This is a genomic window from Microbacterium sp. NPDC089695 (assembly GCF_044749085.1).
GTDB lineage: Bacteria > Actinomycetota > Actinomycetes > Actinomycetales > Microbacteriaceae > Microbacterium.
In genome coordinates this window covers 1-14,018 of sequence record NZ_JBIVHG010000001.1, presented here as the reverse complement: position 1 = coordinate 14,018, position 14,018 = coordinate 1, and the positions used below count along the sequence as shown (strand labels likewise).

The window sequence follows — 14,018 nt, the reverse complement described above, 5'->3', positions numbered from 1 at the left end:
CGTGGATCGCCGTGGGCGCCATCGTCAGACCGCCCCGCGGGAGCGCAGCAACGGCAGCTGTTCGACGAGCCAGGGGCTGAACGCGAACGGAGCGGAGGTCGCGGCGGCGGCGACATCGGCGGGGTCGGCCCAGGTCCACTCGGCGACCTCCGACGGATCCGGATCCAGCGGACCGCCGGCGTGCGCGATGTGCACGGGACAGATCTCGTTCTCGACGATGCCGCTCGCGTCCACCGCGCGGTAGCGATAGTCGGGAAGCACCATCACGAGGTCGACGAGCTCGAGGCCGAGTTCTTCTCCGGCACGGCGGGCGACGGCATCCGACATGTCCTCGGTCGGACGCGGGTGGCCGCAGAAGCTGTTGGTCCAGACGCCGGGCCACGTGCGCTTCCCGAGCGCTCGACGTGTCAGGAGCAGCCGGCCGTCGTCGTCGAGGACGTAGCACGAGAAGGCGAGATGCAGGGGTGTGTCGGTCGTGTGCACGTCGTCCTTCGACATCGTGCCGACCGCGATTCCCTCCGGGGAGAGGAGGGTGACCTCGTCCATGCGGTGATTCTCCTCGGTCGATCCGGCGTCGCGTTGATTTCGCTAGCTTGGCTAATTATCAACATAACATGAAACCAATGGTGTGTAGCATGATGGCATGAACGACGGAGTCGGCGCCAGCCCCCTGCCCGGGGTGGGCACGCGCGCGCCCGCGGCGCGCGGCGTCGTGTCGCCGGACGGCCTGGCGCACGCGGCGATCTACGACGTGGAGGCGAGCGATCCGCGCAGCACGTTGATCGATCGCGCCGGGGTCTCCCCGGAGGACCTCCGTCAGATCGCCGCGCTCATGGGCGCGCTCGGCGAGCTCCGCGATGCGGAGCAGAAGCTGTCCCTCGCGTCGCGGCGCTACATGCGCCTCAACGACACCGACATGCGAGCGCTGCACTATCTGATCGTGTGCGCGAATCGCGGAGCCGTGGCCACTCCCGGAGGTATCGCGACGCATCTGGCGATCTCCACGGCCTCGACGACGAAGCTGCTCGACCGGCTCGAGAAGGGCGGCCACATCCAGCGGTCGCCGCATCCGACGGACCGGCGGGCACTCGCGATCACGATCACGCCGGAGACCCGCCGCGCCGCGATGGAGACGGTCGGGGCGCAGCAGGCGAAGAGGTTCTACTCGGCGGCTCGCCTCACGACCGAGGAGCGCGATGTCGTCATCCGGTTCCTGACCGACATGGCACAGGAGATCGCGCTCCGGGATGAGCCGTGGGCCCAAGCCGGAGGCGCGACCTCCGAGTGAATCTCAGTGCCGACGCTCAGTGCGCGGCGTTGTAGGCCTCGACGACCGGGGCGGGGATGCGCCCGCGCTCGGACAGCGCGTACCCGTTGTCGTTCGCCCAGGCGCGGATGGCCGCGACCTCGGGATTGCGCGCGGGGCGCTTGCGCGACGACGATCGCGAGGACGACCGCGGTGCCGCGGCAGAGCCGGCGCGACGACCGGCGGAGATGTACGGTGCGAATGCGGCACGCAATTCCTCCACGTGCGCTGCGTTCAGGTCGATCTCGTAGGAGGTGCCGTTGAGCGAGAAATGCACGGTCTCGCCTTCGCCGACTTCCAGGACGGTGCCGTCGATGTCATCGACCAGCTGGTGCACAATTCTCTTCGCCATACGCACGACCATAGCGGTGGCATCGAATGGTGACCAACCTCACACGCATATTCACGGCAGATCTCTGCCGGTGCGAATCAAGAGATGAATGAATTCGTCGGGATATTCAGGGCAGGAGTCCGGCGCGACGCGCCCTGGCGACGGCCGCATGCCTGGTCGACGCGTCGAGTTTCGACATCGCGGTTCCCAGGTACGCCTTGACGGTGCCCTCACGAAGGCCCAATTGCACGGCGATCTCGGCGTTCGTGGCTCCGAGCGCCGCACACGCGAGCACGTCGGTCTCGCGTCGCGACAGGTGAACGGTCGGCACCGGGCCGGTCGCCACGGCGGCGGTGTCGCCGGCCATCGTCACGAGCCGGCTCTCGACCTGGGCGATCCGGGCGCGCAGCGCGTGATCGTCGACCGCGGCGGCGATGCTCCGCAGCTCGGCGAAGCTCTCGCGCAACTCCTCCCGCTGCCGAGCGGGCACCCCGTCCGCGGGTGCGACCTCGCGCAGGCGCCGGGCGACCTCGTCTCGGATGCGGAGCTCCTCCGCCACCGACTGCGCCACGCTCATGGCGGGCGCGGTGGTCACGCCGCCCTCGGGTGTGCGATCCCACGCGCCGGCGTACAGCACGCCTCGCGGGCGTCCGGCGACGACGATCGGCAGAGCGAGCAGGGTGCGCAGACCTTCGCCGAGCACGAACACGTCGTAGTCGTGGGTGATCTGCTGCGACGAGCCGTAGTCGTTCGTCATCCGCGGTCGCAGCTCGATCATCGCTCGACCGCCCAGCCCCCGTTCGGGCCGCACTCGCAGGCCGTCGAGACTGTGGGTGCGATTGCCGACGATGCTCGTGACGCTCACGACGCCCTCATCGATCAGGCCCCCGAAAGCGACGGGGAACCGGGTGCGCTGAGCCAGCTCGCGCACCGCTCTGGCGACGAGCTCCGTCTCGGATTCGATCCCGGCCACAGTGCTCACGAGTACCTACTTTCGGGGGTGACGACGTCGTTCCCCGTTTCGTAGCGTCGACCCTATCACCCGCCGGCACGACCGGCGGGCCCGACGACCATGAGGCAAGGAGGCCCCATGACCGACCACACAACGGGCGATTCGACAGGTGCGATCGACTACATCGCCGTCGAGGAGTCACCACGATTCCGCACTCTCAAGCGAACGCAGAGATCGTTCATCTTCCCTCTCGCCGCGTTCTTCCTCGTCTGGTATTTCGTGTATGTGCTGCTCGCGGCTTTCGCGACCGAGTTCATGTCGCAACGGGTATGGGGCGACATCACAGTGGGACTGCTCTTCGGTCTCGGACAATTCGTCACGACATTCGCCATCACGATGGGGTACGTGGCATTCGCGAACCGCAAGCTCGATCCGATCGCCAGCGAGATCCGTGAAGACCTCGAGAAGGCGCAGGGGGACGCATGAACGCCGAGAGCAATCCCATTCTCAACATCTCGATCTTCCTGGCGTTCGTGGCGGTGACGCTGTTCATCGTGATCCGGGCCAGCCGGAACAACAAGACGGCCGCCGACTATTACGCGGCGGGACGTTCGTTCACGGGTCCGCAGAACGGATTCGCGATCGCCGGCGACTACCTGTCGGCGGCGTCTTTCCTCGGCATCTGCGGCGCGATTGCGATCAACGGGTACGACGGATTCCTGTACTCGATCGGGTTCCTCGTGGCGTGGCTCGTCGCTCTGCTCCTCGTCGCCGAGCTCATGCGCAACACCGGCAAGTTCACGATGGCCGATGTGCTGTCCTTCCGCCTCAAGCAGCGCCCCGTGCGCATGGCGGCCGCGATCACCACACTCGCGGTGTGCTTCTTCTACCTGCTCGCGCAGATGGCCGGCGCCGGTGGTCTGGTGTCCCTGCTGCTCGGCATCGACGGTCGGGTCGGCCAGTCGATCGTGATCGCCGTCGTGGGTCTGCTGATGATCCTGTATGTGCTGATCGGCGGAATGAAGGGCACGACCTGGGTGCAGATCGTCAAGGCGTTCCTGCTGATCGGCGGCGCTCTGGCGATGACGATCTGGGTCCTCGCGATCAACGGCTTCAACCTCAACACCCTGCTCGAGGCCGCTGTCGCGAACTCCGACAAGGGCGAGGCCATCCTCGGGCCGGGCCTGCAGTACGGCGCGAACCCCTGGGACTTCCTGTCGCTGGGCATGGCTCTCGTGCTCGGCACCGCGGGCCTCCCGCACGTGCTGATGCGCTTCTACACGGTGCCGACCGCGAAGGAGGCGCGTCGCTCGGTCGTCTGGGCGATCTGGCTGATCGGCGGCTTCTACCTGCTCACGCTCGTGCTCGGCTACGGCGCCGGTGCGCTGGTCGGGGCGGATGTGATCGCGGCTGCCCCCGGTGGCCCGAACTCGGCCGCGCCGTTGCTGGCGCTGTATCTCGGGGGACCGCTCCTCCTCGGCTTCATCTCCGCGGTGGCCTTCGCGACGATCCTCGCGGTCGTGGCCGGGCTCACCATCACGGCCGCGGCGTCGTTCGCGCACGACATCTACGCGAACGTCATCCAGAAGGGCAAGAAGGATGCCGCGGGCGAGCCCGTGCAGGCCGACCCGAATGCCGAGGTGCGCGTCGCGCGTCGCACCGTGATCGTGATCGGCATCCTCGCGATCGTCGGCGGGATCGGCGCACAGGGGCAGAACATCGCGTTCCTCGTGGCTCTGGCCTTCGCGGTCGCCGCCTCGGCCAACCTGCCCACGATCCTGTACTCGCTCTTCTGGCGGAAGTTCACCACGCGCGGGGCGGTGTGGAGCATGTACGGCGGCCTCGGTGCCGCGATCATCCTCATCGTGCTGTCGCCGGTGTTCTCCGGGTCGCCGACCTCGATGATCCCGGGAATCGACATCGTGCTGTGGCCGATGAACAACCCGGGCATCGTCTCGATCCCGCTCGGGTTCTTCCTCGGATGGCTCGGTACCGTCACGAGCCGCACGAAGGAGTCGCCCACTCTCGCAGCGGAGATGGAGGTGCGGTCGCTGACCGGCTTCGGCGCGGAGAAGGCCGTCGACCACTGACGTCGACGCGTCGACCGCGAGTGGCACAGCACGAGGACCCCGACGGCCTACACGTCGGGGTCCTCGTCGTCTTCGAGGTCGGCGTCGCGATCCGAGGTCGGCGTCGCGATCCGAGGTCGGCGTCGCGACCCGAGGTCAGCCGCGTGACTCCAGGTCGAGAAGGTAGCGCTTGCGATCGGGGTGTGCGCCGTACTGACCCGGCGACCCGTCGGAGCGCACGACGCGGTGCACCGGGACGATGATCGAGAAGGGCGTGTTGCGGCACGCGGTCCCCACCGCACGTGCTGCGCCGGGGTGCCCCGCCTGCGCGGCGACCTCCCCGTAGCTCATGGTCTGACCCCACGGGATCGTGGTGATCACCTCGAGCGCGCGCTTCGTGAACCCGTCGGTCAGACGCCAGTCGAACTCGAGGCGCTCGGCGAACGGCACGTCGGAGCCGTCGAAGTAGTCGTCGAGCAGCGCGGTCAGCTCGTCGGCGGCGCCGGGGTCGGGTTCGGGCACCGACCGCAGCCGCTGCGTGATGCCCTCGAGCAGCCAGGGCACGGACGGGTCGTCGGCCTCGGAGAGGTCGAAGCGCACGATGCCCTGGTCGGAGAACACCGCGAGAGCGTCGCCGAAGGGCGTCGGGGCGAAGTCGTAGCGGAAGGTCATGGGTCCATCCTGGCGCTCGGCGCCGACGGTGGAGAGCGCAGGAGCCGATCGCGTCCGGATGCGGGGGAGAACGTGCGGGGCGACCGGACCCGTGGAGGAGGAGTCCGCGGCTGCCGTCCGAGCGCCGACATCGGCGGGATTACGGTGAAACCCGCCCGGGATACCGCCGTCGCGGCGGGTCGCGCCTAGTGTGTGAGTTGTGTGGCGACGTGAAGGCAGATCTGCGGATGACGCAGCGACCGACGCCTCGGTGACCCTGGGTGCCCTGCAGGACTCGGCTTCCGGTGTCGAGGTCGCTCACGCGGCGGAGGCCGAACGCACCCGCCTGCGTGCGGAGGCAGCCGACCTCGGCGGCGCCTCGCCGCTCGTGACCTTCCGCGACACGGTCGAATCCGGCATCGACATCTCCAAGGCGCACCCCGGCAGCCTGCCGCAGTTCATCACCGGCAAGTCGACCCTGCTCTCGAATCTCTTCCGCGACGAGGTGGGGCTGCGCACCGCGCGTCTCGCGGCCGAGCGCATCACCGCCAAGAACACCGAACTCCGCACCGTCCGAGGCATCGAGGCCGTGCATCTCGCGGTGGGCGTCGCGGGGTGGCGCATCGGAGGGTCGGACTTCGCGGCGCCCGTGCTCCTGCGACCGCTCGCGATCCGCCGCCACCACTCGGACTTCGAGCTCAAGCTGCACGGATCGTTCGAGGTCAATCCCGAGCTCGTGCGCATCGCGCGCGAGCATTTCGGCATCACGATCGACGCGGCGGCGCTCGCCGCGCTCGCCTACGACGGCGGGATCTTCAAGCCGCAGCCGGTGATCGACAGCCTGCGCGTCACGACCCGGTCGATCGACACCTTCACCGTGCTCCCGAGACTCGTCGTCTCGACGTTCGCCGACGTCGGCGGGGCGATGGCGCGTGACGGGTCGAACCTCGACCACCTCGTGCTCAACGCCCTCGCCGGCCACGTCGGCGACCGCGAACAGGTGGCGACGCGGCGACCGGCGCCGCATCACACCGGGCCGGATGACCGTGCTCCGGCATCCGACAACCTCCTTCTGGACGCGGATGCCGAGCAGGAGGCCGTGCTGGCGCGGATCGCCGCCGGTCACTCGCTGACCGTCGCGACTCTGCCGGGTACCGGCGGCACGCAGACCGTGATCAACGCGCTGGGCGAGCTGGTGCGCGGCGGCAAGCGCGTGCTCGTCGTGTCGGCTCGACGCTCGACGCTCGACGGCGTGCGTCATCGGCTGGCCGGCATCGGGCTCGACAGCCTCGCGATCTCCCCGGCGAGCGTGCGACGCGACCTGGTGCGGGCGATCGGCCGCAACGAGAAGGCCGCGGCGCCCAAGGTCTCCGACGTCGACGACGCGCTCGTTCGACTGCGCACAGTCCTGCGCGACTACCGACGCTCGCTGACGACCCCGGTGGCGGGGACCCAGGCGACCGTTCTCGACGCGACCCGTCACCTGACCGGATTGGCCTCGTTGCCGCACCCGCCGTCCACGACCGCGCGTCTCAGCGCCGAGACGCTGCGCCGGCTCGCCGACGATCGGGCCTCGGCCGCCGCGGCTCTCGCGCAGGCCGCGCGTCTCGGGGAGTTCCGCTTCGGACCCGACGACTCGCCCTGGTACGGCGTCACGTTCACGAGCACCGAGGCCGCGCGCGCGGCGCACCAGCTGGCCGGACGCCTGCACGCCGACAGCGTGCCCGCCCTGCTCGAGCGGGGTTACGCACTGATCGCGCAGACCCACATGCGTCCGTTCGCGACGATCGACGAGCTGGGGGAGTACCTCCGCCTGCTGCAGGGCATCCGGGACTCGCTCGACCGCTTCAGCCCGACCGTGTTCGAGCGGCCGCTCGGCGAACTGATCCAGGCGCACGGATCGCGGCGCGATGCTCCGGGGATGTCGAGCGCCACGCGTCGACGCCTCAAGCGTCTCGCGAAGGAGTACGTGCGCCCCGGCGTCCATGTGACCGAGATGCACGAGGCGCTCCTGCGCATCCAGACCCAGCGCACCCACTGGCAGCGCTGCGTCGAGGCGGGGGTCGCTCCCGAGATCCCGCTCGGACTCGCCGACGTGTACGTCGCCTGGCAGCGGGTCGCGGCCGAGCTCGCCGAGCTCGATGTCGCGCTCGGCCGACGGGAGCCGCTCTCGACCCTCCCGGTCGCGCGCCTCGTGCGCACCCTCGCTGGCCTCGCCGCGAAGTCCGACGTCTTCGACAACCTCGTCGAGCGTGCGCAGCTGCGCGACCGTCTCGCCGACCTCGGCCTCGAGCCGCTGCTGACCGAGCTCTCGGTGCGGCACGTCTCGGAGGAGCGCGTGGGCGATGAGCTGGAGTTCGCGTGGTGGCAGTCGCTGCTCGAGCGCGCGCTGCAGGACGACCGCGCGCTGCTGGGGGCCAACACCGCCGTGGTCGATCGGCTCGAGCGCGACTTCCGCCTCGTGGACGAGGCACACGCGGCGATGGCCGGTCCGCTGCTCGCATGGCAGCTGGCGAACCAGTGGAAGATCGCGATCGTCGACGAACCGCAGGAGTCGCAGCATCTGCGCCGCGCGCTGAAGCAGCAGACGACGACCACGGCCGAGATCGTGAGCGCCGCGCCGACGCTGGTCGACGTGCTCGCCCCCGTGTGGATCTCCTCGCCCTACCTCGTGCCCGAGATCCCCGACTCCGTCGAGTTCGACGCCGTGCTCCTCGTCGACGCCGCCGCGATCAACCTCGCCGAGGCTGCGCCCGCGATCCGCCGTGCGCGTCAGATCGTCGCGTTCGGCGATCCCGTCACGCAGCGGCCGACGCCCTTCCACGTCGCGGTCGACCCCGGTGCTGACTGGGAGCCCGAGGTCGCGTTCGATGACGCCTCGGTGTTCGAGCGGCTCTCCGAGCTGCTGCCCGTCATGACGCTCACGCGCAGCTACCGCGCCGGCGGGGAGGACCTCGCCGAGCTCATCAACGACGCGTTCTACGGCGGCGAGATCGTGTCGCTCCCGTGGGCCGGGTCGTACCTCGGTCGTGGCAGCCTCACGGTCGACTACGTCGAGGGCGGTACGGGTGCGCCCGATCCGATCTCCGGCGCGGTCGAGAGTCCTGACGCGGAGGTCGCCCGCGTGGTGACCCTGGTCGTCGAGCATGCCGTGCACCGCCCCGACGAGTCGCTCATGGTCGTGACCGCGAGCCGCCGGCATGCCGAGCGCGTGCGCGCCGCCGTCACCACCGCGTTCGCGGGGCGTTCCGACGTCGCCGACTTCGTGGGCCGCGACACGGCCGAGCCCTTCGCGGTGCTGACGCTCGAGGAGTCCGTCGCCGAGAGCCGCGACCGTGTCATCCTGTCGCTCGGATTCGGCCTCACGAAGCACGGTCGCGTGCTCAGCGACTTCGGCGACCTGTCGACACCCGACGGCGAGCGGCTGCTCACGGTCGGCATGACCCGTGCGCGTCGCTCGATGGTGATCGTGTCGTCCATCCGTCCTTCGGCGTTCGACGACGGCCGCCTCGAGTTCGGCGCGGCCACGCTCATGTCGATCCTCGGCGGTCTCGCGGCTCGCGCGCGGGATGCCCGACTCGAGGACCTCGCCGACCCGCTCACGCTCGCGCTCGCCCGCGAACTGCGTCGACTGGGCGCCGCGGTCGACGTCGACTACCGCGGGCTGCTCCCGCTCGTCGCCCAGCATGACGGCAAGGCGGTCGTGATCGAGTCCGATCCCGAGACGCGTGGCGAGTCGCTGCGCGAGACCCTGCGTCTGCGTCCGCACGTGCTGCGCCGGCTCGGCTGGCATTACGTGCGTGTGCACGCCTTCGACCTGTACAGCGACCCGGCGACCGCCGCGACCCGCATCGCGGGCGTGCTGGGCATCTCGCCGTCGGCTGCCCGCGCGGAGGACGACACGCAGCCGATCGACATCGTCGATCCCCGTCATGACTGACGACTCGCAGACTCCTGTGCCGCGGACGCCTGCGCCTCGTCAGCGCGTCGAGCGCGTGCGCGGCTCACGGCGGGCGCGACTCACCCCCGTGGAGGGGACGGACGCCACCCCCGAGACAGCAGAACGGCGGGACTCCCCGGCATCCGGTCCGAAGGGCCCGAAGGGGCCCAACGACGATCGGATGCTCGGAGACGTCCCGCCGCACTATTGACGGAGCGGATGCTCCGTCGTCGCCTCAGTCGCGCGCCGCGTTCCGCGCGAGCAGGTCGCGGATCTCGATGAGCAGCTCGGCCTCGGTCGCGGCGGCCGGCTCCTCCTGCGGCTCCTCGGCCGGGGTGCCCTTGCGCGCCTCGACGTGCTTCTTGAACGTGTTCATCGGCAGGACGAACACGAAGTACACGACAGCGGCGACGGCGAGGAAGCTGATGATCGCCGAGATCAGGTCGCCGAGCGGGAAGGTGACCTTGTCGCCGTAGATGTTGGTCACCTGCGGGCCGAATCCTCCGGCGGCATCCGCCTGGAAGAACAACGCGACCAGCGGGTTGATGATGCTGTTGACCACGGCAGTGACGATGGCCGTGAACGCTGAGCCGATGACGACGGCGACGGCCAGGTCGATGACGTTCCCGCGGAGCAGGAAGTCCTTGAAGCCCTTGAGCATGTGATTCTCCGTTCGGTCGGTGTGATCGATGTGATCGGGGTGGTCAGGACGATGCGGACGACGACGAGGCGGGAGCGGGAGCCGGGGTCGTGCTCGACGAGCTGCCCGACGACGAGGACGTGCCCGTCGACTCCTTCTTCGCACCCGTGCCACTGCGCGAGTCGGTGCGGTAGAAACCGGATCCGTTGAAGGTGACGCCGATCGACCCGTACTGCTTGCGAAGTTCGCCGCCGCATTCGGGGCACACGGTGAGGGCGTCGTCGGAGAAGCTCTGCACGGCGTCGAAGGCGTGGCCGCAGGAGCGGCAGGCGTAGGCGTAGGTGGGCATCGGGTCCTCGTTCGGGGGTCAGCGCCGCTCGGGCGACAGGAGAAGCGTGCGGGTGGGGGTCACGACGCCCGTGACGGGCTGGTCGTGCACCTCTCTCGGCAGGGAGTCGAGCACCTCGGAATCATAGATGACCGCGTAGACGGGCGGGCACTTCTCCATGGATCCGATGGTCTTGTCGAAGTAGCCGCGGCCCCAGCCCATGCGCATCCCGGTGCGGTCCACCGCGGCGGCGGGGATGATCATGAGGTCGACGTCGTTGACCGCGATCGGTCCGAGCACCTCACCGGTCGGCTCCGGCAGGCCGTACAGTCCCTCGGCGATCTCGTCGTCCTCGCTCGCGACGGCCCAGTCGAGCAGGCCGTCGGCCCGCGTGACGGGCAGCAGCACGCGGATGCCGCGGCGCACCGCCGCACGGACGAACTCGCGGGTGCCCGGTTCGGTCGTCGTCGACAGGAAGCACGAGACCGACTCCGCGCCGAGGTCGGCGACCAACGCGTCCAGGCGCTCGGTGATCGCGGCCGCGGCGTTCTCCCGCTGGGCATCGCTCAGCAGCTGACGCCGCTCTCGGAGCTCCGCGCGCAATGCGCGCTTCTCGTGCTCGACGTCGTTCGACATGCCTGAGAGTCTACGGCGGCGCCCCCGCTAGGCTGTGAGGATGGGCCATCAGAAGATCAAAGCCGTCATCCCCGCCGCTGGACTGGGCACGCGATTCCTGCCTGCGACGAAGGCGATGCCGAAGGAGATGCTGCCCGTCGTCGACAAGCCGGCGATCCAGTACGTCGTCGAGGAGGCCGCGAGCGCCGGCATCGAGGACATCCTCGTGATCATCGGCCGCAACAAGAACGCGATCTCGAACCACTTCGACTCGGTGCCCGAGCTCGAGGTCAAGCTCATGGAGAAGGGCGACACCGGTCGCCTCGAGCGCGTCGTGAAGTCGAGCGACCTCGCCGACATCCACTTCGTCAGGCAGGGTGAGCCGAAGGGGCTCGGTCACGCCGTGCTGCGGGCGCGCACGCACGTCGGCGACAGCTCGTTCGCGGTGCTCCTGGGCGACGACCTCATGGACGAGCGCGACCCGCTGCTCACCGAGATGATCGCCGAGCACGAGCGCACCGGCGCCGCCGTCATCGCGCTCATGGAGGTCGACCCCGCGAGCATCCACATGTACGGCGCGGCCGCGGTCGAGCAGATCGATGGGTCGGATGCCGTGCGCGTCACCGGTCTGGTCGAGAAGCCGGCGCAGGAGGACGCTCCGTCGAACCTCGCGATCATCGGACGGTACGTGCTGCCGGCATCCGTGTTCGACGTGCTCGAGCGGACGGAACCCGGAAAGGGCGGGGAGATCCAGCTCACCGACGCGCTGCAGGTGCTCGCGACCGATCCCGAGGGTCCCGGCGTGGTCGGCGTGATCTTCCGCGGGCGTCGTTACGACACCGGCGACCGCGTCGACTACATCAAGGCGATCGTGCAGCTCGCGTCCGACCGCGAAGACCTCGGCCCCGAGCTGCGTCCGTGGCTCAAGGAGTTCGCGGAACGCCTGTAGGCGGTACGCGGCGTCGGGGGCGCGGGAATGGAACAGGCCACGGGGATGCGGCACGGCGCGGTCGAGCTGCGTATGGTGCGGTCGCGCGATGCGCGTCCGCTGCAGAACGAGCTGCTGTCCAACCGGGCATGGCTGCAGCCGTGGGAGGCGACGGTGCCCTACGGCTCCGTGTCGTTCGACATGCGTCTCAGCATCCGTCGTCTGCTCCAGCAGTACCGCGACGGCGCGGGGTACCCCTTCGTCATGGAGCACGACGGCGAGATCGCCGGGCAGTTGAACGTCTGGGGCGTCGCTCGCGGATCGCTGTGCTCCGCGACGATCGGCTACTGGGTGAGCGAACGGTTCGCGGGGCGCGGCATCACGCCGACCGCGGTGGCGCTCGCGACCGACGCCTGCTTCACCGAGTACGGGCTGCACCGCATGGAGATCTGCATCCGTCCGGAGAACGCCGCGAGCCTGCGCGTGGTGCAGAAGCTCGGCTTCCGGTACGAGGGGCTGCGCCGGCGGTACATCCACATCGACGGCGACTGGCGCGACCACTACGCGTTCGCCCTGACGCGGGAGGACGTTCCGCAGGGCGTCCTCGCCCGGTGGCTGAACGGGCAGGTCCCGGTGCACGCCGCGGATGTGCCGCCCGCGGATCGACTGACGATCTGATCCCGGTCGGCCGCGACACGCGCCCCGACTGCACGGTCTGACGAACGCTGTTCCCGTACCGTTGTCGACATGGGCGGGCCGGTATTGAGCGGGGGAGTGATCGTCCTCGTCGCCGTGCTCCTGTGGCTGCTCTACCTGCTGCCCTCCTGGCGCGGACGCTTCCAGTACGACGCGGCCGAACGCAACGCCGTGCGTCTGAACCAGGCGCTGCGCGTCCTCGCCGAGACGAGTGAGACTCCCGACGAGGTGCGGCTCGAGCTCAACGCGCGGACGGCGCTGGCGCAGCAGAAGCTGGCGAAGCGCCTGCAGTCCGAGAAGGAGGCGGCCGAACTCGTCGCCCTCCGGGAGCAGCTCGCCGCCGCGAAGGCCGACCCGGTGCTGCGGCAGGCGCGTGCGCGCCGTCGTGTGCGGGTGTTCGCGACGTCGCTGCTCGTGTCCGGTCTTGCCGTGACTGGCGTCGGGGTGTGGCAACTCGTCGCATCCCAGGCGCAGATCCTCCTCTGGGTCGGTGGGGCGGTCGTCGTCACGGCTGCTCTACTGCTGCAGCGCATGGCATCGGTCGCCGGTCGTTCCGTGCGGCGCACGGTCGAGAGCGCGCAGCCCGCACGCGAGCGCGTGTCGCCCCCGCTGCACGATCAGGGCCCGGCCACGTGGACTCCGCGCGCGCTGCCCGAACCCCTCGTGTCGGTCGCCGGCTCTCGCGCGCAGGTGGCGCGTGCCGAGATCGATGCGCAGGAAGCGGTCCGCAAGGCCGCGCGCCTTGCGGAGCTCAGGGAGCGGGCGGAGCGGATGGCTCCTGCTGCGCCGGCGCGCATCCCGGCGCCGGTCGCCGCGGAGACGGCGCCGTCGCCCTATGCACGGATGGGCTTCGTGGATGACGCCGAGATCGAGGCCCACGTGCGCGATCTCCTCGCACGACGCGCCGCCGGCTGAGACGGGCGGCACGGGCAGCTCTCTCGACGTGATAGCGTGGATGACGTCAGGGCCTATGGCGCAGTTGGTAGCGCGCCTCGTTCGCATCGAGGAGGTCAGGGGTTCGAATCCCCTTAGGTCCACAGACGAAGAGAACCCCCGGGGTCAGCCCCGGGGGTTTCGTCGTATCCGGGGCGATGTCGGGCGACACGCCCGGCGGACGCCCGCGATTTGCCGCGGCCCCGGGATCCACGTAAGTTATTACCTGTTCGCCCCACAGGGAAGCGGAGAGGCCGAGAGCCTTACCCCCCTCAAGCGGAGAACCACCCCTTGAAGATCAGCTCCTCGGAGTCGATCGCGGACATACTTCTGTCCGACATGGGAGCTTCCCGAACGGGATGGCGGTCGATTTGACAGCCGGAACGGAACGGATAAGCTAGTGAAGTTGCCTCGGCGCGATCAGCGCCGGGTGGCGGATCTGGGTCTGAGCCTCACGGCGTGTCGATTTGACAGCCGGAACGGCGCGGATAAGATTGAGAAGTTGCCCTTCGGGCCTGACTGTGATGGTTGGGCCGGGGGAGCGTCCGATCCTTGAGAACTCAACAGCGTGCACTTGTCAAATGCCAAATAACCTCGTCTCTGCTTCGGCAGGGTGAGATTCCTTTGGA

General features: G+C 69.4%; 14 protein-coding genes and 1 tRNA gene. 8 read left to right on the top strand and 7 right to left on the bottom strand.

The window, feature by feature from the left end; genetic code table 11:
• Positions 1-24: 24 nt before the first annotated feature.
• Positions 25-546, bottom strand: coding sequence for an isopentenyl-diphosphate Delta-isomerase (gene idi / locus ACIPYT_RS00075; protein WP_401069121.1), 522 nt, complete (start codon positions 544-546; stop codon positions 25-27).
• A 97-nt stretch (positions 547-643) separates the two neighbouring features.
• Here idi and ACIPYT_RS00070 point away from each other — a divergent pair, with 97 nt between their 5' ends.
• Positions 644-1,288, top strand: a complete 645-nt coding sequence (locus tag ACIPYT_RS00070; protein WP_401069118.1) for a MarR family winged helix-turn-helix transcriptional regulator — start codon at positions 644-646, stop codon at positions 1,286-1,288.
• Positions 1,289-1,304: 16 nt separating this feature from the next.
• On the opposite strand, the gene ACIPYT_RS00065 is transcribed toward ACIPYT_RS00070, so the two are convergent.
• Positions 1,305-1,658 carry an Lsr2 family protein gene (locus ACIPYT_RS00065; protein WP_401069115.1) on the bottom strand — a complete coding sequence of 118 codons (354 nt, stop codon included), beginning with the start codon at positions 1,656-1,658 and terminating at the stop codon, positions 1,305-1,307.
• 106 nt (positions 1,659-1,764) lie between these two features.
• Positions 1,765-2,619, bottom strand: coding sequence for a LuxR C-terminal-related transcriptional regulator (locus ACIPYT_RS00060; protein WP_401069112.1), 855 nt, complete (start codon positions 2,617-2,619; stop codon positions 1,765-1,767).
• A gap of 108 nt (positions 2,620-2,727) precedes the next feature.
• Here ACIPYT_RS00060 and ACIPYT_RS00055 point away from each other — a divergent pair, with 108 nt between their 5' ends.
• Together ACIPYT_RS00055 and ACIPYT_RS00050 are read left to right on the top strand one after the other, a co-directional pair.
• Positions 2,728-3,075, top strand: a complete 348-nt coding sequence (locus tag ACIPYT_RS00055) for a DUF485 domain-containing protein (protein ID WP_401069110.1) — start codon at positions 2,728-2,730, stop codon at positions 3,073-3,075.
• Positions 3,072-4,679, top strand: a complete 1,608-nt coding sequence (locus ACIPYT_RS00050; protein WP_401069107.1) for a cation acetate symporter — start codon at positions 3,072-3,074, stop codon at positions 4,677-4,679. Before ACIPYT_RS00055 ends, ACIPYT_RS00050 begins: the two co-directional genes overlap by 4 nt.
• Before the next feature lie 135 nt (positions 4,680-4,814).
• Here ACIPYT_RS00050 and ACIPYT_RS00045 read toward each other — a convergent pair whose 3' ends face one another.
• Positions 4,815-5,330, bottom strand: a complete 516-nt coding sequence (locus ACIPYT_RS00045) for a methylated-DNA--[protein]-cysteine S-methyltransferase (RefSeq protein ID WP_401069104.1) — start codon at positions 5,328-5,330, stop codon at positions 4,815-4,817.
• A 250-nt stretch (positions 5,331-5,580) separates the two neighbouring features.
• On the opposite strand from ACIPYT_RS00045, the gene ACIPYT_RS00040 reads away from it, so the two are divergent.
• Positions 5,581-9,249 (top strand): AAA family ATPase, encoded by a 3,669-nt coding sequence (locus tag ACIPYT_RS00040; RefSeq protein ID WP_401069101.1) that lies wholly within the window; start codon positions 5,581-5,583, stop codon positions 9,247-9,249.
• A 235-nt stretch (positions 9,250-9,484) separates the two neighbouring features.
• Here ACIPYT_RS00040 and mscL read toward each other — a convergent pair whose 3' ends face one another.
• Genes mscL through ACIPYT_RS00025 form a run of 3 tightly spaced genes read right to left on the bottom strand, consistent with a single transcriptional unit; the run spans position 9,485 to position 10,853 of the window.
• A complete protein-coding gene (gene mscL / locus ACIPYT_RS00035; protein ID WP_401069098.1) occupies positions 9,485-9,910 on the bottom strand; it encodes a large conductance mechanosensitive channel protein MscL in 426 nt (141 codons plus the stop codon).
• A gap of 43 nt (positions 9,911-9,953) precedes the next feature.
• Positions 9,954-10,238 (bottom strand): FmdB family zinc ribbon protein, encoded by a 285-nt coding sequence (locus ACIPYT_RS00030; protein ID WP_401069096.1) that lies wholly within the window; start codon positions 10,236-10,238, stop codon positions 9,954-9,956.
• 18 nt (positions 10,239-10,256) lie between these two features.
• On the bottom strand, positions 10,257-10,853 hold the full coding sequence (locus ACIPYT_RS00025; protein ID WP_401069093.1) for a 5-formyltetrahydrofolate cyclo-ligase: 597 nt from the start codon (positions 10,851-10,853) through the stop codon (positions 10,257-10,259).
• Between the two features lie 40 nt (positions 10,854-10,893).
• Here ACIPYT_RS00025 and galU point away from each other — a divergent pair, with 40 nt between their 5' ends.
• From galU to ACIPYT_RS00005, 4 genes are all read left to right on the top strand, one after another.
• Positions 10,894-11,781 (top strand): UTP--glucose-1-phosphate uridylyltransferase GalU, encoded by an 888-nt coding sequence (gene galU / locus ACIPYT_RS00020; protein WP_401069091.1) that lies wholly within the window; start codon positions 10,894-10,896, stop codon positions 11,779-11,781.
• Positions 11,782-11,826: 45 nt separating this feature from the next.
• Positions 11,827-12,438 (top strand): GNAT family N-acetyltransferase, encoded by a 612-nt coding sequence (locus ACIPYT_RS00015; protein WP_401074697.1) that lies wholly within the window; start codon positions 11,827-11,829, stop codon positions 12,436-12,438.
• Positions 12,439-12,507: 69 nt separating this feature from the next.
• Complete coding sequence (locus ACIPYT_RS00010; protein WP_401069088.1) at positions 12,508-13,371, top strand: hypothetical protein; 864 nt, start codon at positions 12,508-12,510, stop codon at positions 13,369-13,371.
• 49 nt (positions 13,372-13,420) lie between these two features.
• A tRNA-Ala gene (locus ACIPYT_RS00005) sits at positions 13,421-13,493 on the top strand.
• Positions 13,494-14,018: the final 525 nt, after the last annotated feature.